20 protein-coding genes and 1 tRNA gene are annotated in these 26,000 nt (G+C 28.2%); 15 read left to right on the forward strand and 6 right to left on the reverse strand.

The window, feature by feature from the left end:
* Positions 1-17 precede the first annotated feature (17 nt).
* From FHR24_RS04325 to FHR24_RS04340, 4 genes are read right to left on the reverse strand one after another with little or no spacing between them, the layout of a single operon-like run.
* Positions 18-3,464 (reverse strand): efflux RND transporter permease subunit, encoded by a 3,447-nt coding sequence (locus tag FHR24_RS04325; protein ID WP_167184360.1) that lies wholly within the window; start codon positions 3,462-3,464, stop codon positions 18-20.
* 6 nt (positions 3,465-3,470) lie between these two features.
* Positions 3,471-4,607 (reverse strand): efflux RND transporter periplasmic adaptor subunit, encoded by a 1,137-nt coding sequence (locus FHR24_RS04330; RefSeq protein WP_167184363.1) that lies wholly within the window; start codon positions 4,605-4,607, stop codon positions 3,471-3,473.
* A 16-nt stretch (positions 4,608-4,623) separates the two neighbouring features.
* On the reverse strand, positions 4,624-5,958 hold the full coding sequence (locus tag FHR24_RS04335; RefSeq protein WP_167184366.1) for a TolC family protein: 1,335 nt from the start codon (positions 5,956-5,958) through the stop codon (positions 4,624-4,626).
* Between the two features lie 7 nt (positions 5,959-5,965).
* Positions 5,966-6,565, reverse strand: coding sequence for a TetR/AcrR family transcriptional regulator (locus FHR24_RS04340; RefSeq protein WP_167184369.1), 600 nt, complete (start codon positions 6,563-6,565; stop codon positions 5,966-5,968).
* A gap of 134 nt (positions 6,566-6,699) precedes the next feature.
* On the opposite strand from FHR24_RS04340, the gene FHR24_RS04345 reads away from it, so the two are divergent.
* The 15 genes from FHR24_RS04345 to FHR24_RS04415 all read left to right on the forward strand — a co-directional run bounded on the left by FHR24_RS04345 (position 6,700) and on the right by FHR24_RS04415 (position 22,763).
* Positions 6,700-7,671, forward strand: a complete 972-nt coding sequence (locus FHR24_RS04345; protein WP_167184372.1) for a polyprenyl synthetase family protein — start codon at positions 6,700-6,702, stop codon at positions 7,669-7,671.
* A gap of 61 nt (positions 7,672-7,732) precedes the next feature.
* A tRNA-Ile gene (locus FHR24_RS04350) sits at positions 7,733-7,806 on the forward strand.
* A 164-nt stretch (positions 7,807-7,970) separates the two neighbouring features.
* Complete coding sequence (locus FHR24_RS04355) at positions 7,971-8,795, forward strand: hypothetical protein (protein WP_167184375.1); 825 nt, start codon at positions 7,971-7,973, stop codon at positions 8,793-8,795.
* A 126-nt stretch (positions 8,796-8,921) separates the two neighbouring features.
* Positions 8,922-9,191, forward strand: coding sequence for a helix-turn-helix domain-containing protein (locus FHR24_RS04360; RefSeq protein WP_243846495.1), 270 nt, complete (start codon positions 8,922-8,924; stop codon positions 9,189-9,191).
* 99 nt (positions 9,192-9,290) lie between these two features.
* Complete coding sequence (locus FHR24_RS04365) at positions 9,291-10,469, forward strand: VapE domain-containing protein (RefSeq protein ID WP_167184381.1); 1,179 nt, start codon at positions 9,291-9,293, stop codon at positions 10,467-10,469.
* A gap of 215 nt (positions 10,470-10,684) precedes the next feature.
* Positions 10,685-11,533, forward strand: a complete 849-nt coding sequence (locus FHR24_RS04370; protein WP_167184383.1) for a toprim domain-containing protein — start codon at positions 10,685-10,687, stop codon at positions 11,531-11,533.
* A 223-nt stretch (positions 11,534-11,756) separates the two neighbouring features.
* The gene (locus FHR24_RS04375; protein ID WP_167184386.1) at positions 11,757-12,062 is read left to right on the forward strand and encodes a plasmid mobilization protein; all 306 of its coding nucleotides are present in this window, start codon (positions 11,757-11,759) and stop codon (positions 12,060-12,062) included.
* Complete coding sequence (locus tag FHR24_RS04380) at positions 12,040-13,548, forward strand: relaxase/mobilization nuclease domain-containing protein (protein ID WP_167184389.1); 1,509 nt, start codon at positions 12,040-12,042, stop codon at positions 13,546-13,548. The genes FHR24_RS04375 and FHR24_RS04380 overlap by 23 nt, the downstream gene beginning before the upstream one ends.
* 191 nt (positions 13,549-13,739) lie before the next feature.
* Entirely contained in the window at positions 13,740-13,916 is a 177-nt protein-coding gene (locus FHR24_RS04385; RefSeq protein ID WP_167184392.1) for a hypothetical protein, read from the forward strand.
* Entirely contained in the window at positions 13,909-17,214 is a 3,306-nt protein-coding gene (locus FHR24_RS04390) for a hypothetical protein (protein ID WP_167184395.1), read from the forward strand. The genes FHR24_RS04385 and FHR24_RS04390 overlap by 8 nt, the downstream gene beginning before the upstream one ends.
* A 192-nt stretch (positions 17,215-17,406) precedes the next feature.
* A complete protein-coding gene (locus FHR24_RS04395) occupies positions 17,407-20,427 on the forward strand; it encodes a reverse transcriptase domain-containing protein (RefSeq protein ID WP_167184398.1) in 3,021 nt (1,006 codons plus the stop codon).
* 376 nt (positions 20,428-20,803) lie between these two features.
* Complete coding sequence (locus FHR24_RS04400; RefSeq protein ID WP_167184401.1) at positions 20,804-21,100, forward strand: hypothetical protein; 297 nt, start codon at positions 20,804-20,806, stop codon at positions 21,098-21,100.
* A 2-nt stretch (positions 21,101-21,102) separates the two neighbouring features.
* Complete coding sequence (locus FHR24_RS04405; RefSeq protein WP_167184404.1) at positions 21,103-21,585, forward strand: hypothetical protein; 483 nt, start codon at positions 21,103-21,105, stop codon at positions 21,583-21,585.
* The gene (locus FHR24_RS04410; RefSeq protein WP_167184408.1) at positions 21,585-22,136 is read left to right on the forward strand and encodes a hypothetical protein; all 552 of its coding nucleotides are present in this window, start codon (positions 21,585-21,587) and stop codon (positions 22,134-22,136) included. The genes FHR24_RS04405 and FHR24_RS04410 overlap by 1 nt, the downstream gene beginning before the upstream one ends.
* Positions 22,137-22,763 carry a metallophosphatase domain-containing protein gene (locus FHR24_RS04415; protein ID WP_167184411.1) on the forward strand — a complete coding sequence of 209 codons (627 nt, stop codon included), beginning with the start codon at positions 22,137-22,139 and terminating at the stop codon, positions 22,761-22,763. It abuts the gene before it with no gap.
* 277 nt (positions 22,764-23,040) lie between these two features.
* Here FHR24_RS04415 and FHR24_RS04420 read toward each other — a convergent pair whose 3' ends face one another.
* The gene (locus FHR24_RS04420) at positions 23,041-24,267 is read right to left on the reverse strand and encodes a site-specific integrase (RefSeq protein WP_167184414.1); all 1,227 of its coding nucleotides are present in this window, start codon (positions 24,265-24,267) and stop codon (positions 23,041-23,043) included.
* A 311-nt stretch (positions 24,268-24,578) separates the two neighbouring features.
* The gene (locus tag FHR24_RS04425; protein ID WP_167184417.1) at positions 24,579-25,682 is read right to left on the reverse strand and encodes a Fic family protein; all 1,104 of its coding nucleotides are present in this window, start codon (positions 25,680-25,682) and stop codon (positions 24,579-24,581) included.
* Positions 25,683-26,000: the final 318 nt, after the last annotated feature.

The raw sequence follows: 26,000 nt of genomic DNA on the forward strand, positions 1-26,000 counted from the left end.
TATGAATAAGGACTAAATTATTTATTCTTTATTCTAACTTTTACTTTATGTAACAAGTAAAACATTACAGGTACAATAACTAAGGTAAGGAAGGTTGCAAAGGTCAATCCAAAAATAACTGTCCAGGCTAAAGGTCCCCAGAAAATTACGTTATCACCACCTACATATATGTGAGCATTTCCCTCATTAAACAATCCAAAAAAGTCAATGTTAAGACCTTGTGCCAATGGAATTAAACCAATAACGGTTGTAATAGCAGTTAAGATTACGGGTCTTAAACGTGCTTTACCCCCTTGTACAATTGCATCAAAAGCATCTTGTACACTAATAACATGATCTTCAGGAAGATTTAATTCTTCTGCTTTTCTATCAAATAACAATTGTGTGTAATCTAACAATACTACACCGTTGTTCACCACAATACCTGCTAAGGATATAATTCCCATCATGGTCATCATAATTACAAAACTCATGTTGGCTCCAATAATTCCAAAGAATACTCCTGTAAAACTTAAAAGGATAGCAAACATAATAATAGCAGGTTTGGTAACAGAACTAAATTGGAATACTAAGATAAAGGCAATCAATCCTAAACCAGTTAGCAATGCTCCCATTAAGAAAGACATTTGTTTGTTTTGTTCTTCTATTTGACCTGTAAAATCAAAAGTAACAGAATCAGGAGCATCAAAATCTGCCATTTCTGCCACAATTTGATTTACAACTGCTTGAGCATCTGTATAACCAGGAGCTAGAGCAGAATATACAACCACTGTTCTTTTACCATTTTTGTGTTTAATAGCACTAAAAGACGAAGTGTTTTTACGAGTAGTTACTACCGATACAGGTACTTCTTTTATTTGACCATCTATTTGACTACGAAAAGTAATGTATTGGTTAAAGATGGCACTTGTGTTTGTTTTATCTTTTTCGTTAAAACGTACATAAATATCATAATCCTCTCCATTTTCTTTATAAACTCCAGCTTTTTCTCCAAAAATAGATCTACGCAATTGGTTGGCAACCAAAGCAACAGGAACTCCTAATGCTCCAGCTTTTTTACGATCCACTTCTACCTCTATAGCAGGCTTCTGTTTGTTTACATCTACTTTTAATTCATCTACTCCAGGAACATTTTTTTCTGCAATAAAACGTTGCATTTTATTAGCTACAGAAATTAATTCCTGGTAGTCTTCTCCTTGAATTTCTATATTGATAGGATATCCTGCAGGAGGTCCTACAGATTCTTTTTCTACAGAAATAGACAAACCTGGATATTTGTTTTTTAAAGCTAGTTGTACTTTAATACGTAATTCTTCAGAATCTAATCCTCTACGGAATTTAAATTCTCTTAAAGAGGCTGTTATTTTACCACGGTGAGGCATTTCTGTAGTACCACTATCTGTTTGAGGGTTACCAGCACCCATTCCTACTTGAGAAACAGCAGATTCTACCATAAAATTATAATCTCCGTCTTGATACAATTCATCGTTAAGAACTTTAAATACGTCTTTTTCAATCTCTTTGGTAATAGCGTTGGTTTTTTCAATATCTGTTCCTTCAGGATACTCTAGGTATACTAAAATTTGATTGGGTTTGTTGTCTGGAAAAAATTCTACTTTTGTTCTTCCTGATCCTACCGATGCTCCAAAGACAATGAATGAAGCAATTAATAAGACAAACGTTCCTATTAAAAATACATAAGGTTTCCAACCGGTTAAGGCAAAACGTAAAAATTTCTCATAAGTGTTTTCAAACCAAGTCAGTGCTTTTTCTTGAAACCAAATAGCAATACCTTTGATAAAATATTTATATGCCCAAAACAAAGCAATGGTTACCAGCATAACACTACCTAAACCTTTGTAGGCTCCTCCAAACAATAAAATAGGGATTCCTAAGACTCCTAAAATAAGAGTTAAACGAATCAATTGTTTGGTAGACAATATTCTTTGATCGATACTCATAAATTGAGAGACCAAAACTGAGTTGAAAAACAAGGCAACAAATAAAGAAGAACCTAAAACGATGGATAAAGTAATAGGGAAATACTTCATGAATTGTCCCATAACTCCAGGCCATAACCCTAAAGGTACAAATGCCGCAACAGTTGTTAATGTAGAAATAATAATAGGGAAAGCAATTTCTCCAATTCCTTTTTTAGCAGCTTCTATTCTGGTCATACCTTCATCTTCCATTAAACGGAAAACATTTTCTACAACCACAATTCCGTTATCTACCAACATTCCAAGTCCCATAATCATTCCAAAAAGAATCATGGTATTCATGGTGTATCCAAAAGCTTCAATCAACATAAAGGACATAAACATAGACATTGGAATGGCAAAACCAACAAACAATGCATTTCTAAATCCTAGGAAAAACATTAATACAATTACAACTAATAAAATACCAAAGATAATGTTGTTGACCAATTCATCTACTTGGTTTAATGTTTTAGAAGATTGATCGTTAGAAATGGTAATGGTTAAATCTGATGGCAATCTTTTTTCTTGAACAAGAGCCAAAGCTTCTTTTACTTGTTCTGTTGCTGCCACCATGTTGGTACCACTTCGCTTTTTAACATCTAACATTACCACATTGTGTCCCCATTCACGAGCATAGGTTGTTTTTTCTTCTTCTTGAAATTTTACAGTTGCAATGTCATTTAAGTGAACAATTCCATCTTGTGTTTTAATAACAAAGTCTTTTAAGTCCTCGGGGTTTTCAATTTCTCCTAAAACACGAATGGTTCTTCGCTGACCACTACTAATTAAGTTTCCGGCAGAAGTAGTAACATTTTCTTGTCTAATGGCATTTAAAACATCATCAAAACTAATTTGAGCAGCCATCATTTTGTAAATATCAACAGCAACTTCTACTTCTTTTTCTTGAGCTCCTCTAATATCAGCAGCTTTAATTTCTTGAACTTCTTCAACTTTGTCCTGAATAAGTTCTGCATATTCCTTTAACTTTTCTACAGGATAATCACCGGAAATGTTAATATTCATAATAGGAGTTTCTTCTGCAATATTTAAATCAAATACTGCGGGATCTACTTTAGCTCCATTAAAAGTTGGCCAATCTTCACCAGCAACAACACCATCTACCTCGTCTTTAACTTTGGTTTTGGCTTGTTCTACGGTTACTTTTTCGTTAAACTCAATAATAATAATTCCAACATCTTCTTGAGATGTAGAAGTAATTTCGGTTACGTTACTAATACCTTCTAATTCGTCTTCTAACGGATCAATAATTAAACGCTCTATATCTTCTGCAGTACTTCCAGGATAGATTGCGTTTACATATATTTTAGTTTCCTTAATTTCTGGAAAATTTTCACGAGGTAAATTGTTGTATGCAGACAACCCGAGAATAAACATAAGCGCTATCAATACATACATGGTAGTCTTGTTGTTTATGGCCCATGATGATAGCACAAATTCTTTTATGGTCTTGTTTGTGTTCATAATTTTTTACTTAATAATTGAAACTTCTTGGTTGTCTTTTACAGATCTAGCACCTTCTACAATAATCTCATCTCCTGCTGATAATCCTGACAAAATTTCGATTTCATCTCCTTGTGTTTTTCCAATTTCTACAAAAGTTCTTTTTGCAATGGCAGATTTTCCTTTTCTTTGGATGGTATAAATGTATTCTTTGTTGTCTTCGTTCTCAGAAATAATACTTTGAGGTATTAAAAATGCTTTTTCATTATGATAGTCATTGATGTGTAATTTAACTGTCATGTTTGGTTTGGCATCAACATTTTTAGGAACATTCATTTCTACTCTAAAGTTTCTGCTTGCTGGGTTGATAAAGTTACCAGCTTGCGTAATTTTTGTTTCAGTAGAAGTATTTAATACAGGAAAAAAAGCTTTTACCATTTTACCTTCGTTAACAGAAGTGATATACGTTTCTGGTATTTGAGCAGTAATTGTCATATTATTTAAATTAACAATTCTAGCAATTGGAGTAGTTCCAGGGCTAACCAAAGATCCTTCTTCTGTAATAATTTCATCAATAACTCCGCTAAAAGGAGCTCTTACGTTTACTTTATCTAACTGAGCTTGTAGTTGTGCTACTTGGTTTTTTCCTGCCAAATAGTTTGCTTTTGACTGTAAAAACTGAATTTCAGAACCAATTTTTTGATCCCATAAACGTTTTTGTCTGTCAAAAGTAGTTTGAGACAAATCTGCAGAGGCTTGTGCTTGTGCTAATTGACTTTTTAGTCCAGCATCATCAATAATTGCAATAATTTGTCCTTTAGTTACCTTTTGTCCTTCTTTAACCAAAAGCTCTTTTAGGTTTCCGCTAAATTCTGGTTGAATCAAAATGTTTTGTTTTGTTTCAACATTACCTTGTACTTCAAAAGTGTGATAAAAGTCTGTAGCTTTTATTTTAGAGGTAGAAACTAAGGCTAATTTTTTAACGGTATCTAATTTAGAAATAGCCGTTTCTAAACTTTGTATTTCTGCCAATAAAGAAATTCTTTTTGCTTTGATTTCTTTTAAATCAGAAGAAGCAATAATATCTGCAGTAGAAGTGGTTTTTGATTGACATGCTACTAATAGAATAGTTGCTATTCCGGTAAGGGTTAATATTTTTTTCATGATTTTATATAGTTGTCTATTTTGTTAATGATTCTAATTCTGCTTTTTTATTGATAACATTTACCATTGCTTGTAAATATTCTTGTTGACTGCTGTATAGTTGAATTTGAGCTTGTCTTAAATCAAAACTACTCGCAATTCCTTCTGTGTACTTAGTGTTGTTTTTATCTTCTATTCTTTCTGCCAACTTTAGGTTTTTTTCTTTGTTTTTTAGCGTATTTATGGCCAATTCTAACTCTATAGATGCATTTTTAATGTTGATAGAAGTTTGCATTTTAGTTTCTTCTAACTTGTTTTGAGAAATTTCCCAATCTATTTTGGCTTGCTTTTTTTTGGCTTTGTCTCTAAAAGAAGAAAAAATAGGAATATCTAGGGTTAAACCAACTGTACCAATGGTGTACCAATCGTTATTTGTGATATCTGTAAATGAATCTCCAAATCCTAAGGAGTTTAAATTAGCAAATCCAGATAAAGAAGGTAATAAACGTGCTCTTTCATATTGGTATAACAATCGTTTAGATTCTACATCATTTTGTGCTATTTTATAATCAATATTCTGGTTTATAGAGATATCACCTGAAAAGAAAGAGAGATTATCTGTTTCATTTGCAGATAAATGATCTAAAGAATCAGTTGTGATTACCTTTTGATTGTCATCCACTCCCATTAATAATTTTAATAAGGACAACGAAACTTCACGAATACTTTTTAATCGAGTTGCATTGTTTTCTAAATCATTTAATGTGATTTCTAGTTGCTCAAGCGTTTCTTCTTCAATCAACCCATTTTTTAACATCATTTTTGTTTCAGAAACATTCTCTAGTAAATCGTTAATGTTTTTTTCTGTTATTTTAATACTTTCTTGTACTAAAAGATGATTGCTGTAAGCATCTGTTACTGCTTTTGTAATTTCATTAGTCGTTTTAGATTTTGCGTTTTTTGAGATTTCTAAAAAAACTTTAGCAGACTTTAATCCAACTAAGTAAGTACCATCAAAAATTAATTGAGAGTATGTAATAGTTGGAGATAATTGCTGTTTAGGGAATAAAAATCGCAACGGATTGTCGTTACCACCTTCACTAAAAACGTCTGGTAAAAGAAGATTGTTGGTGTACTCTACTTTTCCACTAAATTGAGGCAATCCAATAGCTGTAGTCTCCCATTTTTGCCATTTTGCTTTTTCAATTTCTAAGTCAGAGTTTTTAATTTGTCTGTTGTGTTGCACTGCATATAGAATTGCCTCTTGCAAGGAATATTCAGTTTTAGCTACCTTTTTTTCTTGCGCTTTAAGCTGCAAAGGTGCTGTTAAATATGCGAGAAAGCACATTAAAATAATTAAGGGTTTTTTCATAGTTGATTTATTTGCTGTTTATTATTTGTTCTAATGTTTCTAATCCTTTTGTAGATGATATGGCTCTTGTATGGTATTCTAAATACTCGGTCATAAGTTGCTGCTTGTTAAAGTTTTTTTCAGGAAAAGTATCTGTATCTTTAATACCCATTAATCCTGTAAAATAAATTCGGGTTGTAAATTCAATATTTATATTTGGTCTATAAAGCCCTTGATCTATTCCTCTTGTTAAATTTTCCTCAACACAACTTTGCATTACTTCAAAATGTTTCTTTTTCATTTTAAAATAGATGTCTGGAAAAAATTTTTGAAGCTGAAACTGAGAGGATGTCTTTTCGTCTTTCATATTTACATAAACAAAATCTTTAATCTCAAATAGTTCAATAATAGAGTTTTGCTTTTTGCAACAAATAGAATTAATTCCACTGCATACATTGTTAAAAACAAAGAAAGTACTTTCTTCTACTAATTTCTTTTTGGTAGAAAAATGCGTGTATAGTGTTTTTTTAGAAATGGCTAATTCGTTAGAAATATCATCCATAGTAACACTTTTAAACCCTAAGGATAAAAACATTTGTGATGCTTTTTCAATTATTTTACATTTCATGTTGTGTTTTTTAGGGCACAAATATACACAAGGAAACTTAAGAAACAAATAAAGTTTCCTTAGTTTAATATAAAGTTTAAGTTAGGTTTTTGTAAAGTGGAGTATTGTTTTACTTTTACTAAAAAATAAGACCATTGGATTTAACCATTTTTAGAACATCGTTTATAGCTTTTTTAGAAAAAGAAGTTAAAGTAAAAGAGCCTCAAAACTTATATAGCCCTATAGATTATATCCTACAATTAGGAGGGAAACGAGTTAGACCTTTGTTGGTTTTGATGAGTGTAAATGCTTTTAATAAAGATTTTAATAAAGGTTTACATGCTGCTTTAGCGGTAGAGATGTTTCATAATTTCACACTGTTACATGATGATATTATGGATGCTGCTCCTTTGCGAAGAGGGAAACCTACGGTACACGAAAAATGGGATGTAAACACAGCGATACTGTCTGGAGATGCCATGATGATTTTAGCCAATCAGTATTTAGAGGTTTATGAGGCAGATGTGTATAAAAAATTAATGCAATTGTTTCAACAAACAGCTTTAGAGGTATGTGAAGGTCAACAATTTGATATGGATTTTGAGAACAGAGATAATGTATCTATTCCAGAATATATAGAGATGATCCGTTTAAAAACTTCAGTTTTAGTTGCTGCGGCTCTAAAAATGGGAGCGATTATTGCAAATTCCTCTGATGCCGATGCAAATGCCATGTATGAATATGGGTTAAATTTAGGTTTGGCTTTTCAATTACAAGATGATTATTTAGATGCTTTTGGAGATCCTAAAACATTTGGAAAACAGATAGGAGGGGATATTATTGAAAATAAAAAAACATTTTTGGTGTTAAAGGCTCAGGAGTCTTTAAAAGGAGAAGATTTGGATTTATTTGCCAAACTTTACACAACAAATACTGTTTCGACCGAAGAAAAAATAGCATCTGTAAAGGATTTGTTCGAGAAAAGTGGAGCAGTTGCTGCTATTAAAAAAGAAATAAAAGAATATACACTTAAAGCTTTTGGGGTTTTAGAGCCTGTAACTATTACTGAAGTAACTAAAAATCAATTAATTGATTTTGGAAATTACTTAATGGGGAGAGAAGTATAATTATAAACTCAAAAAAATATTTGTGAGATTGTAAAAATATACTATTTTTGCCCTCGCTTTAGGTCTCATAGCTCAGCTGGTTAGAGCACCTGACTCATAATCAGGTGGTCCTAGGTTCGAGTCCTAGTGGGACCACTACTTAAAGCCAAGCCTTTACAGAAATGTAAAGGCTTTTTTGTTTTCATCAGTACAACATATGTACAACAATTTGTCTACTTTACAAAGATAACAAACTTTTCATATTATTTCATTTAGCTATATTTTTTAATATTTTTATCATAAAATCTAATACTACTATTATGGTAAATGCAATAGATCAATCTTGTTTTTTTATAGATCGACAAATGGAAATTTTAGGGAATATAACTTTATCTAAAAAAGCTTCGTATATCCTAGCACCAATGCTCCCTATTAGTTCATTTGTAATTTTCTCGTATTTATTTATTGTTACCAGTTGGCTTTTTGTGTTTTTTATGATTGCTTCTTTATTTGTGGCTTATAGGTTAACTGTAGCTTCTATAAACCTATTAAGTGGTCAAAATACATTTGTAGTATCTAATACTCTTCATATTCTGAGACGGTCTATAAGAAGATGTAATGTAGATGTTGATAAAGAGGCTCATGCTTTTTTTAAATCGAGAAAATTTTTAGAAATAAGATTACAGGATGTTAAGACGTCAAAAAAAGCAGAAAGCACTTTCAAAATTAAGTCATTTAGTAAAGCAAAGTTGAATTTGATAGAGAATAGCTATAGTTTTTTGACTGATTTATATTTAGCGGAAGAAATAATTAGTCCTGAGAGTACATTACAGGATTTTATAAATGTAATAAGGCAAGCATCATCAAAAGATAAAAAAACGAAAGGGTCAATACTAAAGCTGAATCTACAATCAGATCAATGTTATGTGTTTTTAGAAAACATGTTTATTCCATTGGTAAATAAGATTACAGGAGTAAAAGTTACACCAAAATGGATATGTCATTTGTTTTACTATCATAAAAGTAATAAATATAAACCCTTGAATTATGACTCAATTACGAAATCAGATCGAAAAAAAAGTACTAATATCCAAAAAGCTAAATACAACAATGTATTAGATCTTATAAATAAGTCAGTTTTGTGAAATTATTATAATAGTGTGTTAAATAAATGTCGGTTGACCGACAAACCTCCGTTTCATCTACCTGCATTCTATTAGTTTAGCCTCATAATTTTAAAAATAATAATTATTATGACACCGCTAAAACTTATGCAAGAAATTAAAGAAATTAAAGTGATGATTAATAAAGGGAGTCACTTTCAAAAAGAAATTTTCACTAAAAAAAATCTAATGGATTACACTTCTTTCTCAGAAAGTACAATCCACAAGCTTAGCGCTAAAAAATTAATACCCCATTATAAACCCACTAATGGTGCTTTATTCTTTGATAGACTAGAAATAGTTGAATGGATTAGACAGCATAAAGTTTATTCTGACGAGGAAGTCTTATCTAGATTTTCAGATCAGTTAAAAAAATAAAGCGTTCAAAAACCCACTTTTTGAACGCCTTAATATTTTTTATGTAACTCTAACTGAGTGTATGCAAATATATGCATTATACTCATTCAACAATTTTTTATGGAAAAAAGAAATGCGTATGATGTATCATCACGTAAAGATTCTGTGTATGATAAAATTCACGAAGAAATAACTAAGTATTTTAATGTTAAATTTAATGAAATAGCACTTGAGTATGAAATCTTTGATAAAAGCTCAGGTGATAAGGTTGAGTTTAATGAGTCCTCTATATTGATACATCTTCATAGAGAAAAAATAAATGTAAGTCCTCACGTATTTAAAACATACTTAAAATCACATTTTGTTAAACGTATTAACCCTTTAATAGAATATTTTGAAAGCTTACCATCATGGGATAGTGAGGATTATATTAAAAAATATGCAAGCTATATAAACACTGATGATAACGAATTGTTTTATTATCATCTTCTTAAATGGGCTATCCGTGCAGTAAAAACTGTGTTTATTGATGAAGCCATCAATAAACATGTACTGGTGCTAGAGGGAGGTCAGAGCTTTGGAAAGTCGTATTATTTAAATTATTTATGTCCACCTAGGCTTTTTAAGTATTTATATACAAATATTGGTGTAGCAAAAGATGATCGTATAAAATTAGCCAAGGCTTTTATCATAAATATAGAAGAGCTGGATATAATGGGCAAATATGACATTAATTCGATTAAAGCATTTATAAGTCAAGTTTCAATAAATGAACGTCTACCCTATGGCGATAAATCAACTTTGTTATACAGAATTTGCTCTTTTTTAGCTTCAACAAATAGAGCTGAATTTTTATGTGATGACTCTGGATCTGTTAGATGGATAATTTTTAGTGTACTTGAAAAAATAGATTTTTCATACAGTAAAGAGTTTAATATCGATGATTTTTGGTCGCAAGCATACCATATTTATAAAAACGAGAAAGATTTTAAATCCGATTTGACATCTAAAGAGATACAGATTAACGAATCTAGGAATGAACGTTTTACTATACAGACGATAGAGCATGAATATATATTAAAATATTATTCAGTTAGTAAAGATCTTATAGATTTTAGAACGCCTACTGAGATTGTAACTGAGCTACAAGTTATGGGGCAAAAATTGAATGTGCAAAAAATAGGATCAGCTTTAAAAAAATATGGATTTGATCGAGTAAAGCATTCAAAACGACAAGTCTATGGCTATTTGGCTAAGACTAAATTTAAAGAAACTCCTTGGGGTTTTACTGATGTTTAATAAAATATAAATGTACTTACCTAGTTACCTAATGTACTATAAGTTTTTGAATTTCAGCTAGTTGTTTAGGTAGGTAACTGTTAAAAACTATTAATTTACTTACCTAAGTAGGTAACATAGGTAACTATATAAATCAATCCACCTATGTCTTAATGTGTTAATAATTAGTTTGTAAACAGTTTAAGGTAACTAGGTAGGCTTAAAATGAAATTAGAGTGAACGATATAGCAAAATTGAGAAATATTCCAATATTTCATGTTTTAAAAAGATTAAATATTGAAGCCAATGAAAAGAAAAAAGAACAATTTTGGTTTAAAGCTCCTTGGAGAAATGAACGTACAGCTTCTGTGAAGTGTGAATTTAATTTGTTTTTTGATTTTGGTGAAGAGTATAAGGGAAACACTATAGATTTTGTAATGAAGTATTTTTCTATAGATTTTATAAAAGCTGTCAAATGGTTACGGAATGAGGATTTTGTTTTTTCTTTTGACCCGCCAAAACAGAAATCTATTTCAGAGGTAAATAAAACAAAATCTTATTGTATCGATCGAGTCCAACCCTTACAAAATAAAATATTATTAGATTATTTAAACACTAGGAAATTGAATATTGAAGTTTGTAAAAGGTATCTCGTTGAAGTGTATTACAGAGTGAATGAAAAAAAATATTTTGGCGTAGGTTTTAAGACAAATAAAGATTCCTATGAAATCCGTAATAAGTATGCAAAATTAGCACTAGGAAAGAAATGGTTTACTTGGATTAATAATGGACATAAGTCAGTTATTGTTTTAGAGTCTTGGTCGGATCTAATTTCGCTATTGACGTTATATCCTAAAAGTGATAGTTCGAAAGATTTTATTGTTTTAAATTCTTTGTCAATGCTTTCAAAAATTGATAAAGTAATAAAGAATTATTCACAAGTTTTTTTGGCTTTTGATAATGATGTTGCGGGTTCTAAAGGATCAGAGAAGTGTTTACAGAAATATAAGAATAGTAAAGATATTAGATACCTGTATTCAGAGTCAAAAGACTTGAATGATCATTTAATTTCTCAAAGAAAATGATTGAAGTCGATAAATTTATAATTGCTAAAAATGCTAAAGCTTAAAATGTATTAGAAGCAATATAACTCAATGAATTTATGCGATGTTTATTTAGCAAGCGGTGTATTTTGTGGGTACACTTTTAAACTACGTTAAAATGTACCCACAAAATACAGCTTGCTCTACGAGGTTGATTTTTTTAACGCTATCGCTAAAAATCCTAGATATTATTAAAAAATAAATAATGCAAAAGAATAAAAAGAAAGATGAATTCTTAAAGTTTAGAATTACTGAAAAAGAGAAAAAAATAATACAAGAAAGATCAAGAAAGTATGGTAAAAATGTTAGTGATTTTTCCAGATTTATGCTGGTCAACGGAGAGGTGATTTGTATCACTTTAGAAGATAGAAGAATACTAGCTGGGTTAGCCAACAATGTCAATCAGCTTGTAAAATTGTTTCATCAAACAAAAAGTGAACCTAGCACCCTTGTTCAAGAATTACAAGCAACATTAAAACACTTAAAAAATGCCTATAGGAGAAGCACATAAAAGTGGCAGTAGTTTTACAGGATTAGCTGAATATATTTTAGCTCAAGGAATTTACAAGTATCAAAATAACGAAAAGAAACCTGAAATAATTTTTAGAAACCATGTGTATTCTTCAAATTATTTAGAGTTAGGTAGTGAATTTAGAGATTTAGCTAAAGAGAATTCAAGAGTAACCAAACCTGTCATGCATTTGACCGTTAATTTTAAAAACTCAGATAATATTTCAAATGATAATCAAAAAAAGTTTGTTCAAAAAATTATATATGAAATGGGAGTTCGACAAGACAATCACCAGTTTTTGGTTGTAAAACATAATGATAAACACCCTCATTATCACATTGAAATAAATAGAGTTGGATTTGATGGAATTACATTATCTGATAGTAATTCAAAATTGCGTATTGGAACTGCATGTGATAAGGTTGAAAAGGAGATGGGACTTGATAATTACCTTCATAAAACGAGAGCTTTTGTTTACGATGAAAAGACTAAAACTTATGTGAAAAATCCAAATCGTAGTAAAGGTCAAGAAGTAGCTATTATAAAGACAACTAGAAATAGACAAGTTGGCATTCAAGAGAAAAAGGATTTTATCCAGATTCAAACTTTAAAAGCTCTAGATAATATTAAGGTGAATTCTTTAGATTTATTAGAGGAAGAGTTAAAAAAGAGAAATATTACTTTTCAATATTCAATCAATAAAAAAGATCAGGTTGCTGTTTCATTTCAATATAAAGGTTTAGCAGTAAAAGGGAGTAAAATCAGTTTAAAAGGAAGCCTTATAAAAAAACAATTGTTAGCTAATCAAAAGACGAATCATCAATTAAAAGAGAAAAAAGAACATGTTAATATTCTTAAAGAGATATATCCTAACTTGGTTAAAAGTGTAGAACAAATAGTACAAGAGTACAATTCAGGTAAAATTCCAAATATTAACTCTCTTTTTAAAAAAAACGGAATCATATTTAACAGCAAAGGTGATATTGAATATAAGAGTTTGACTTTAAGTGCTGTAATGATAAAGCAGTTTGAAAAGGATTTTAATTTGAAACTTAAAAGAGCGCAGAAAGTATATGAAACCAAATTTAAAGAATACCAAAACTTGCAAAAGATGGAGGTTAAAAAAAGTTTTTTAGGCATTTTAAATTCGAAACAAAAACAATTTAATAAAGAGTTAAAAAACAAAAAGGATCAAACTAAAGAGCCATCATTAGAAGTAGGGATTAAAATCAATAATTTCATAAAACTTATTGATGAAGGTTTTAAAAACACCTATGAAAAAGTGTCTGCTGAAAAAGTTGTTAGATATGTTATGTATTCATTAGATGGGCATATCAAGTTAAAGATGGCGGAGAATTTAAAATTAGAAAAAAAGAATGCTTTAGCTATTGAGAAAAAAGAACAGCATAAAAATACAAGTATAATACGTTCAAAGTCTAAAAAAGATGATTTAGAGCCTAGTACAAGAAAAGGGCTGAGTAGATAGTTTTAAATGAATACCGTGATAACCTTTTGTTAATTTTAGGTTTAGATATTTTACTTGACTTAAAATGTAATATTTTTAGCTATTGAAAAGGGCTTGTTTAAATAGGAAAATTCCAATGTTAATAAGTTTAAAATAACACTATTAATTTTAAAGATGTGAATTTGTAAGTTTATATAAAAATGTTAGATAATATGAAAGTTGATTATAAATGGTTAATAGGAGCGGTACTGATTCCAATAATAATTTTTGTTATTAATTATTTTAAGAAGCAAAACAAAGAGAAAACAACATTTAAGAATAGTAAAAATTTTAACACAGGGAAAATTAAAACGACCAAAGGAAATGTAAGGATAGGTGACGATGGTTAAGAACTTTAACACAGGTAAAATATTTAGTCTTTTAGGTGATATTCATATTGGAGATAACTCAAAGAATCTTATCACTCAAAGTTTACAAAAACAGATTAAAACTATTGAAGATTTATTAAATCAATATAAGGTTAAAACCTCATTAGAATTGTTAAATGATCTTGAAAAATCTACAAAAAGTATTGCTGAAAGTCCTGAAAAGAATAGTATTTTAAGTAAAGTATACTACTTAAAAGGTTTTTGTAAACATTCTATTCATCAATATCAGTTTACAGAAGGTTGTAAGGATTTTATTAAAGCTTATAATTATGATAATAAAGAATTATGTGTAAAAGAAAATGCATCAATACACTATTATAATTTAGAGAATGAAGAAAAATCCATAGATATAAGTAATGATATTTTAAAAATAGACGAATATAATTTAACAGCTAATTTTGTTAAATTTATTTATAGTGATGATAAACAAAAATACTTGAAATTATTACCACCTGTTGTATTTAATGATTATGTCTATCAAGTTTCAGTAGTTTATTATTTAATAATTAAGAGGTTAGTTTGTTTTAAGTCAGATATTTATAAGTATTTTCCAGGTTTTAAGATATCTACTAAACAATTAAAAGGTATTAATTTTTATAATAAGAGTGTATGGTTTATTAATACAGAAATCACATTAAACTTTTTTTTTAAAGAGAACCCAATTAAACTAAAGGATTATAATTTCCATAATAAAGATAATTACGAGTTTAAAGAACTTACATCTCAGTTAGATGAGATTCATAATGAGTTTGATAAAACAGAATTATCTGACGAAATTTTAAATTTTAAATTCTTCAAATATTATTTGAATTCAGATATTAACTATAATAAGTTCAATTCAGTTTATAAAAAACTTAGAGATATTGATTTTATCTACACTAAATTCTTCTGTTCATATTTGACAACTATAAATAAGCCAGAAAAAATTAGAAGTGTTTTATTAAAATACAATAGAGAGAAGAACTATGAGTTTTATTTATTTGAAATTTATATGTTTTACATAAATAATTTTGATGATTTTTTAGATAAAATATTATTACAAAAATTGTTTGATTCTTTTGAAATAGTTGATAGTGAGAAAGGTATAGACGTTGTTTCATATATCTTTCCAGTTATAAATCATGTATTTAAGGAAAGGTACGATGATTATAAAATCATTTTTTTAGGTAAAGTATTCAATGATAAACATGAAAAAAAAATTTTAGAAGTTTTTTTAGAAGTTTTTTTTGAAAATAAATCTATTCAACATGTAGATGATGTTACTGATCTTTTAAAGGATGATATGCTTAAAAAGATTTATAAGTTAAAATTATTAGATGGTTTAAGACATTCTGGTTTTTTAGAAATTGTATATGAAGAGTTAAAACAAGAAGTATACTTAAAAGAAATATCACCTGAATTAGAATTATATATTATAACTATAAATGATTTAATTAATGAAAACGAAGATTTAAGTAAAGACTACGTATCTGAGTTACTACCATTATTGAGTAAATGGAGAAAATCATACACATACTTAAATAGAACAATATTTAACATTGAATTTGAATTATTAAATTCAAAGAATGATTGGGATGAATTATTAGATGTTACTGAGTCATTGTATAAAATATTACCCAAAGACGTTAATGTATTATCCAACTACTTATTAGCATTGGACAAAACAAATGATTTAACTACTTTAAAAAAAGTATTGAGTAAGTTTTCATTTAAAATTAACAATGAAGCTATTGGGCTTAATATTATTATTTTATGCTTAAAGCGTAAGTTTTTTATAGACAAAGCACTAAGGTTAGTATACGTGCTAGCTAGTAATGAAGATAATATTGATGCAAGGAAGTTTTATTTTCATTCGTCAAATTTATTTCCAGAAGGTTTTTTTAAAAATTATGAAAAAGTGTTTAAAGGGACGTTTATTCTATATGAATATGATGACAGAGATTTACACCTATTAAAAATTAATAATTACAATAGAAAAATAATTGGAAAAAAGATAGGAGATTCAATAAAAATGGACTCTTATACTGATGCAAAAAAAGAAATTAAGATAAAAAAAATAATTAATTCTGAATTAGCTTTATTTCATGAAATTCAATTAGAAAGTTCAAAGCCTTATAATAATTTAGGCATGGAGTCTATAGAAATAGAAAATAATGATATTGTTCAAACGTTAATTGATAAATTTGGAAAAGTTGGTTCTAAGAGACAAGAAGAAATAGAAGGTATACTAGAAAAATATAAAAAATGGAATGTTGGTTTATCTGAAATATCCGTGTCTGTTTTTAATAACGATATAGTTGAAGCATACGAAGATTTAAAAAAAGATGAAGAACTAGGGATGTTTGTTTTTCCAGATACATTATATCCAAAGATAAATGTAGATCAATCATATAAATATATTCTTGATTTTAGTTCTGTTTTGCTTTTTGAAGATTTGTATGAAAATTATGGAGTTGTATATAAAGAAACTTTTTTAGTCTCTTATTATGTAATTGAATGTTTAAAAGAATTACTATATGATATTGAAACCAAACCTAAATCTTTTTTAATAGCTAACATAACAGAAAAAGGTATAAGAAATACACAATTACCTGAAGATTATTATGAAAACAAGTTGATTAAAATCAAGGGAATACTGTCTTGGATTGATACGAATTGTACGATTGATTATGTACAAGAAAAATTAAATATTAAAAAAGATGTTTCTAAAGGACTAGCCATAATTTATAAGCTCTTCTTTGATAATATTTTTATGAGTATAAGAGATAAACACATCGTGGTTTCAAGTGATTCTTTTTACTTTAGAAACAATGTATCTGTTAATATAATTAATCCATTATCCTTTATTAAAAACAATAATTATTATGATGATTTTGACCATTACTTAATAAAGAACAATCATATTGGTGTCGTTATTAGTAAAAAATGTTTTTTAAATGAATTAAAAAATAGCATTGAGGGTAATCAGAATTATTTAAACAATTGTTTGAAAAACATAAGTTTCTTTTATGGTTTAGAAATTATAGATAACCTAATTGAGTATTTTAAATTAATCATGGAATCTAAAAACTTAGATACTGAAGAGAAGAAAGGTTACTGTTTTAAAATTTTAAAACACTTATATTCTGAAGTTAATATAGAAACTAGCGAAAAAATAAACTTTTTTTTATTAATGAAACTAAAAGAAGAAGGTTTTAAAGAAATTGACTTTTTTAAGACGATAACTGCAAATTTATCAAAATGGTATTCTGTACAATAAATGTACTCATTACTATTTTTATAAGCCCATATTAAATTATTATTCATAATTTAATATGGGCTTATAAACTAGCTACAACAAATATACAGGCACAAGAGTGTGTGATGATATATAATAAATAAAAACTATAATATGATACAATACATTTAGTACTCCTTTGTATATTTAGCTATAAAACTGCTAAAAATTAAAATGAAAAAATATACATTAAAAGAAATTGAAAAAGTATTTAGAAAATTAAAAAGCTATTCATATTACGATAATTTCTTTCTTTATTTAAGAGAAAGACTAGCTTCTTTTGAAACTAATGAAAATTTTGAATCAAGATTAAAAGACTTAGTTGATTTTTTAAATTTAAATAATGAAATTGAAAAATCAGACTATTTTAATGGGCTTCTAAGTAATATTGATTTTGTAGTTATTCCCAAAAAGTTTAAGCATGATAAAATTGAAGACCCAGAAGATTTTATAATTACAAATAAATTTTCTAGTAACCATTACGAGGTTGAATCTTGTAATTATCTAATTGATGCACCAATAGAGATACATCTTATTTCGTTATTATGGATACTAAATGAAGGCGTTAACTTAAATGATACATATAAAAAAAACAATTACGCATATGCTTTAGAATTAGATGATTCTAAAAGCAAAGTAGTAAATGGTCTACGTTTATTTAAACCTTATTTTGAACAATATCAGAAGTGGAGAGATAGTGCTATCAATAAAGCCCAAAATTTTATAGAAGAAGGAACAGATATACTTATGATTAGTGTTGATGTGAAGCAATATTTTTACAACATTAATTTAACTGAAAAGTTACCAAATTTTAAAAAAGATCTGAGAAAAGGTTCTACTAAAAAGGGGTTACCCATGACAAATATGCTTTTAAAAATCCATGAAGCTTATCAATTAAAGTTAAAAGGTAATATACCTAGTAATATTAATTATGATAATTGTATTCCAATTGGATTATTGTCGTCAGGTATAATAGGTAATTGGTTTTTAAAAGATTTAGATCTTAAAATAACAGATAATCTATCTCCAGTATATTATGGTAGATATGTTGATGATATTATTATTGTTTTATCAAATGCATCAGTTAATGAAAATGAACCAAAACCAAAATCAGCAATCTTAAAAAAGTTTTTTGTAGATCGAGATATACTTAAAAACGAAGAAGAAAATATTAATGTTTATAGCTATTCTGAAGATGAAAATATAAAACTACAAAAAGATAAAACTACTGTGTATGCATTTGATAGTAAAGAATCACATGCAGTATTAGAAAAGTTTAAAAAAAATATAGAAAAAAATAGTAGTGCTTTCTGGTTTTTGCCAGATGAAGAAAATGCAGATGAAGATTTTGATGATAATGTATATGAATTAACCTATTCAGATACCACTAATAAATTGAGAAGTATTAGTGAAATTAAACAAAGTAAATATGGTGCCTCAATTTATTTAGCAAAAAAAATAAAATTAGCATTATTATCCGATGATAAGAAAGATTTAAAAACAACCAAACAAATATTGACCTTTTTTAAGGGTCGTATAAATTTAGAATTTAATTCAATTTGGGAAAAGGCACTTACTTATTTTATAATTCAAAACAATACCAAAGCTTTTATAGCTTTTATTAATGAGACTCATAATTCAATAAAGAAAATAAAAGTAACTGAATTAGATAAATCTTGTAGTATAGATAAGCTACAACAAGGCCAATATAGTTATTTACTCAACTCAATAGCATTATCTTTATGTATAAACCCAAAGTTTTTAAATAAAGACATAGAATCACATATTGAACGTTTAGAAAATAAAATACTTACAATAGAAAGTTTAAATCAAATAATACTAAATTATAAAAAAACAAATCTCTTTAGACATTATTTTGTGATTCAACCTTTATTAAATTTTTCAATTTTTAATTTAGAAACTAATTTATTAAAATTTGACATTCAAAACTATAAAGATATTAAGCTATTAAATGAAAAATTTAAATACGCACCTAGATATATCTATTTACATGAAATAGTACATTATTTATCTTTTCAAAAATTATATAATTCTTCACAAAATATTAATGAAGTAAATAATACTGTATTAATAGAAGATTTGTTTTTAAAAGAAGTGAATTATAAAGATGAGAACGAAAACACTATAAACTACTCATCCAATAAAGTTTTAGATGATGCGTTGAAACTATATTATAAATTCAACTATGAATTAAGGAATTCGGGTGTTTTTAATCAATTGGAATTTGATAGTATTAAATCTGCATATTTTAAAAATACGCGAAAAAAAAATCATGCTGACACAATCAAATATGATGAAGTTTCATGTAGTAATAAACAACAAAAAGATACTGTTAGAATAGCTATCGCTAATATGATAGTTAAAGAAGAAAATATAAAAGCATCTTTATTTTATAAACCTATTTTATCAACGGAAAGGAGAAAAAATTTTATTGATATTTTAAATCAAGCAGAAAATTGTAAGACTGAATTTTTAGTGCTTCCTGAGGTTAGTATTCCGTATCAATGGTTACCCTTAATAGCAGATGAATCAAGAAGAAAACAAAGAGTAATTATTGGAGGTTTAGAGCATATTAGGATCAATAATGTATGTTATAATATTATGGTTACTTGTTTGCCTGTTGAAAGAAATGGAATCAAAGATGTAATTACTGTTTTTCGTTTAAAGAATCACTATTCGCCTCATGAATCTAAGTCAATTAGAAATCAAAATAAAATTGTTCCAATTCCCTCTCCATACACGTATAATAAGTTTATATGGAAAAATATTCATTTTAGTGTGTACAACTGTTATGAATTAGCCGATATAACTCATCGTTCTGTTTTTCGTTCAGAAGTAGATTTATTATTTGCTTCTGAATATAATAGAGATATTAATTATTTCTCGAATATTACGGAAACGATTAGTCGTGATGTACACTGTTATTTTGTACAGGTCAATAGTTCTGACTTTGGAGATTCTAGAATTACCAAACCTTCAAGAACTGAAATTAAAGATATTATTAGATTAAAAGGAGGTATTAATTCTGTTGTATTATATGATGAAATCAATTTAACAGAATTAAGAGAGTTTCAGAAAACACATATAGATGGTCAAAAAACTATTAAATTCAAAAATACACCTCCAAATTATAAACATAGTAAAGCAGAAGATAGAATTAATCAAAAATTTTAATCACAGGTAAAGTAAAGCTTCTATTTTAATAGTCAACAAGCAACTCAGTCAAATTTATAAGATACTTTTCAAACTTTAAAAAAAAACTAACAAAAAATTAAGTTGTCAAAACTTCATCTCAATAAATTATTTAGGATTTTAAAAATAATTTTTAACACTTAGTTTTTTGTTCGTAATTTTACAAATAGAAAATATTAAAATACAAAGCGTATAGCTTTTGATTTGGTTTTAGAAACCCGCCAGGTTTATAGTCCACCACAATCGAAGTTAAGACGCCCACGTTTTGCGTGGGCTGTTCTTATTTTGGTGGATGAGCTTCTGGCGGGGCTTCTAAGACTAATAAGAGACAGTTCCACGCTTTTTTTATACGTGAAAAATGAAAAAGAACCGCCAGTTTAATCTCAAAGAAATCCTAACTACTCAGTTTGGATTTACATCAGTAGACATAGATAGATATCAAACTATTTTAAATGATCAATCTAAGATTGAAACATTAAAAAATTCTGTTTTATATGTGCTTTCCAAACCTCAATTTTTTAAAACACAAGAACATAAGCGTAATACACTACTAAAAAAATGTAGAGAATTGGCTTATGAAGTTAATATGCATAATACAACTTCTATTAGTGATTTTATTCAAAAGAATTTAAGAAATAATAACCAAAATAAATAATTATGAAAAAGAGAGTATTAAGTATGCTATTCATAGCGATGACTATGATAGCTTGTTCAAGTGATGATTCTTCAAATATTGAAAATGATGTAGGAAAAGAAATTGTTTTAAAATCTGAGAAAAATAATTTTGAGGTTATTTATACTCAAAAAGGAGATTTAGATGAATCAATAATGATTTTTAGTATTTCAGGTGTAGATAAAGGTTTCATATCATCAAATGTAGTTGATAAATCTGATAATAAAAATTTAGGTAATCCAGCTTTAATAAATATGCATGAAAGAGAAGAAGGATCTCATTCATATAGTTTAAAAGATAAAGTTGAGAGTATACTTGTTAATTATTCTGCATTAGTAAATGATGACGCCAAAAAGGACTTAGAAATAAATGTAAAGGTTTTTAAGGATGGAAAAGAAGTTTTTAATCAAGATGAAAAAATAGAAATAGGAAAAACGATAACTTCTAAATCTTACACAATAGAATAATGAAAAAAATAATTTTAACCACAGCATTAGTCTTTATTTCAATAGTAGGTTTTTCTCAGGAAATAACAGCTAAAAACAATACTATTGATGTTATAACGTCAATTAAAAACACTAACAATAGCTTAGTTTTAAACGGAGAGTATAAATTAACCATTGGAAATGATATTCTTATATATTTACCATCGAGTGAAGATTTTTTATTTGTAAAAAAGAAGAAATCTTTATTGAGTGCAAAATTAGCAGGTAAACTTGCAGGAATAGTTGAATCTGGAGCAATGGTAGCTTTAGGAACAAATACTACTAGTATAGAAGGATTAACCAAAACAATTAAAGTAATTAATACAGCTCAAACAGTACAGTATGGTGCAGATGCATTAGAAAAAATTAATGCTTTAGATATTTCTAAAAAGGCTAAAAAAATAGCAGGTAGAAAAGCTGAAGTTTTAGGATGGGATGCAACCAATAATATAATTGAAGTTAAGATTGGTATAAAGAAATATGAAGTACATTTACAAGAGGCTATTGTTACTAAAGAAATAAAATTGATATAATTGAAGATAGTATTCATTTCAGATACACATGGTAGACACAATTATGTAAAACTACCTGAAGGTGATATTCTTATACATTCGGGAGATTTAACATCACGAGGTGATATTTTTGAGATAGCTCATTTTATTTCTTGGTTAAACAAACTTACTTTTAAGCATATTATATTCATAGCAGGAAATCATGATTTCTATCTTGAGAAACACAGTATTGATGATTTTAAAGATTTCTTACCTAATAACGCTATTTATTTAAATGATTCAGGTTGTGAAATAGAGGGAGTAAAGTTTTGGGGTTCACCAATTCAACCTGAGTTTTTAAACTGGGCTTTTAATAGAGAAAGAGGGGTTGATATAAAAAAGCATTGGGATTTAATTCCAAATGACACAGATGTACTAATTACTCATGGGTCTCCTTATGGTATTTTAGACCAAACTGTAAGAGGTGACAAAATAGGTTGTGAAGATTTACTAAAAAAGGTTTTAGAAATTAGGCCTAAAATTCATGCTTTTGGACATATTCATGAAGCTTACGGTATCAAAAATATTAATGAAACAACTTTTGTAAATGCTAGTTTACTGAATGAGAGGTATCGTTATACAAACGATCCTATTGTTTTAGAAGTTTGATAAATTCTAAGTGTACAATATTTTACAATTGACTAAAAGTACAGTTGTGAAAAGAGTATTTGAAGAAGTATAAATAACTAAAGAAAGACATTATCGCTTTAAGGGGGTAGGTTTTAAAAACTCAGAATTGATTTTCAATCCTGAGTTTTTTCTATTTTATCAAACTTTCATCAACCATACATAAGTTTAATAATATCGTAGTAATGTTTGATGCGAATTTATATATTTTGCTTATGTATGGTTGACGAAAAACTAACTGTATATTCATTAATGTATGTTATATAATATTTTCAAAAGCTGTGTCTAATTCCTCAGTACAAAAATCTTCTAAATACGTTTCAGTAGTTTTAATAGATTGATGTCCTAGAGCTTGTTTAATCATAACAGTACTCAATCCTTTTTTTAAAGACAAAGTTGCAAATGTATGTCTAGCAGTGTAAAAATTAACTTTTGTTTTAATACCACAGTCAAGTGAAATAGTTTTGAGTAGTTTCCCATAGTGATTTAGCACACTTTTTTTTCTCATCTTTAATTCTTCTTCAGTATAAAGATTTATGTCTTTTTTTAAAATTGGCAAGATATAGTCAGTATTATATGGACGATAAGCTTTAAAGTAATTTATTATTTTTTTTGTGTGGTCATTATTTGGAATTTTTACATTTAGATTTACTTTCGTCTTATTTCTAGTATAGGAAAAGTTACTGAATTCTATATCGTCCCATTTTAATTCAGCTAAATCAGTAAAGTTCATTCCACGACAATAGAAACTAAGTAAATATGCATAAAGAGCTTTAGTACCTTCTTTTTTAGTTGAAAATTCATAATCTAGGAGTAGTTGTAGGTCGTGTTTGCTTAAAGCTCTTTTTATTTTACTAGATTTTAATTTGGATATTCTATAATCTTTGAATGGATATGCTTCACTTGATACAGCTTGGGATTTAATACCATCGTTGTATACTGCTCTAATATTACGCATATAAACTCCAATACCACCATCATGACAATCGTTAGCACGTAAATAACCTTCAAAATCTATTAGAAATGAGTAATTAATGTTCGTAAATGGATAATCCATTACTTTGGGATTAAATCTTAGGAGTGCAGAAATAGTATCGTTATATGAATCTCTTGAACTAATTTTCCCTGCTTCAAGAAACTGATCTTTTCGTTTTTTGAAGTACGGTATGAAGTTTAATTTTTCAATTTCTTTGGGTCTAAATAATGAATCAAAAATGTCTAAAGTAAATTCAGATTCATCTTCAAGCATTATATCGACTATCTTAGATGCTTTTTGCCTTATGGATGTTAATACACGATTTGATTGAAGGTGGTTTTCGTATTTAGAGTTAAATTCACTTGTTTTTTCATTCCAAAATTTAGGTAATGTGTTATAGGGAGTTTTGTAAAATTTAGATTTCCTATTTATTGTTATTCTTAGATTAATAGGGTAAGTTCCGTTGCTTAATTTTGTCTTTTTTAGAATAATTTTGATACTTGCTTTCATTGAAATATTTTAAAGTTTAACATGCGTACAACAAATGCAAACATTTAGTGAAACGTGATGAAACAAAAATATTTTTAAAAACCCCTAAGCACTTGATTTTTAGTGGTTTTGAAGCTATATGCAATTAAATGCAAATATTGTTTATCTGACTCATAATCAGGGGGTCCATGGTTCGAGCCCATGTGGGACCACTACTTAAAGCCTAAAACCCCAGTTTTTACTGGGGTTTTTTATTTTAGGGTGTCAAATAAGGTGTCAGTTATTTTAATTGCTTTAAATAGATCATATGTCACTGACAAGATTACTGTTTTTTACATGTCAATTTGATATGATGTATTTCTTCCTTTTCCAAATACTTTAAACACTCCTAACTCTAACAATCCTTGTAAGTCTCTAGTAGCTGTAGGTTTAGATGTTTTAGTGATGGCTATGTATTTTTTAGCAGTCATACCACCTTCAAAACCATCAATTCCTTCTTCTAACATTCTACGGATTACTTTTAATTGTCTTTCATTTAGTTTTGATCCATATAGATCAAATAGTCTTGCTTTTTTGAGTGTAAAATCAATAAGTACCTCCGATACACCAAGTGCTTTTAAAATTATATCTATAAAGTACTGAAGCCATTCTGTAATATCATTACTTCTTTGCCCTACTTCTAGAGCTTTGTAATAATCATTTTTATATTCTTCAATACTGGTAGAAAGACTTAGTAGTAAAGGTGAGTTTAAAGTTTGCAAAAGTGCTTTTTCGGCAATAGCTCTTCCAATTCTTCCGTTTCCATCTTCAAACGGATGTATGCTCTCAAAATAGAGATGAGCTATGGCAGATCTAATGGGAGCGTGCTTTATTGCTTTAGTTCCGTTTGGAGCTGTGTCATTAAACCAAGTAATGAACTGATCCATTTCTTTAGGAATATCTTTTGATGCAGGAGCTTCAAAATGTATTTTTTCTTTCCCCATGGCTCCAGAAACTACTTGCATAGGTTCGACATGATCCCTCCAAGCTCCAATACGAATATTCTGATCATGAGATAATAATTGTTTATGCCAATTAAATAGTAGGTTTTTAGTTAATGGTTCTTTATAACTGTTCTGAACATCTGTTACAAGTGATCCGATACCTTTTGCTCTAAGATCTTTTACGTTTTCGTAGGTAGTATTTAATTTTAAATTGTTTCGTACTGATGACATAACGTCTTTTCTACTTAGATACTCTCCTTCAATTTCAGAGGTTTTGATAGCTTCTGAGACTAGAATATCTATTAGAGTTTGGATATGGTACTCCTTGGGAATTGCTTTTATAATACCTTGTATGCGGCCTGTTTTTTCGGCAAAAATATACAGGTTATCTTCTAGTATAGTTTTATCATAACTAAATTTAGTCCAGTCTTTTTGTTGCCAATTATATTTCATGAGCCGATTATATCTTTTATTTGGCTCAAATATACTAAAAAAAATGAGCCGATTTAATGTTTTTATCGGCTCGTGCCTTATTCAAGGATTAAGATATAGTGTGTTTAGTGAAAGAGAAAAGTTTGATAAAACTACCTACCTACCCACCCTTTTTAATATTAGTTGTTTGTTATTCAGGTTTTTAAATGGGTAGGTGTTTCCCCTCATACTTCTTAAAACTAAAATTTTTAGAGATGGAAATAGGTTTGTTTGTATACGCAGGTTTGTCTATGGTAAAAGAACTAATGTAGATTTCATCAATTAAAGGTTAATAAAATA

This window comes from Wenyingzhuangia heitensis (assembly GCF_011762155.1).
Classification (GTDB): domain Bacteria; phylum Bacteroidota; class Bacteroidia; order Flavobacteriales; family Flavobacteriaceae; genus Wenyingzhuangia; species Wenyingzhuangia heitensis.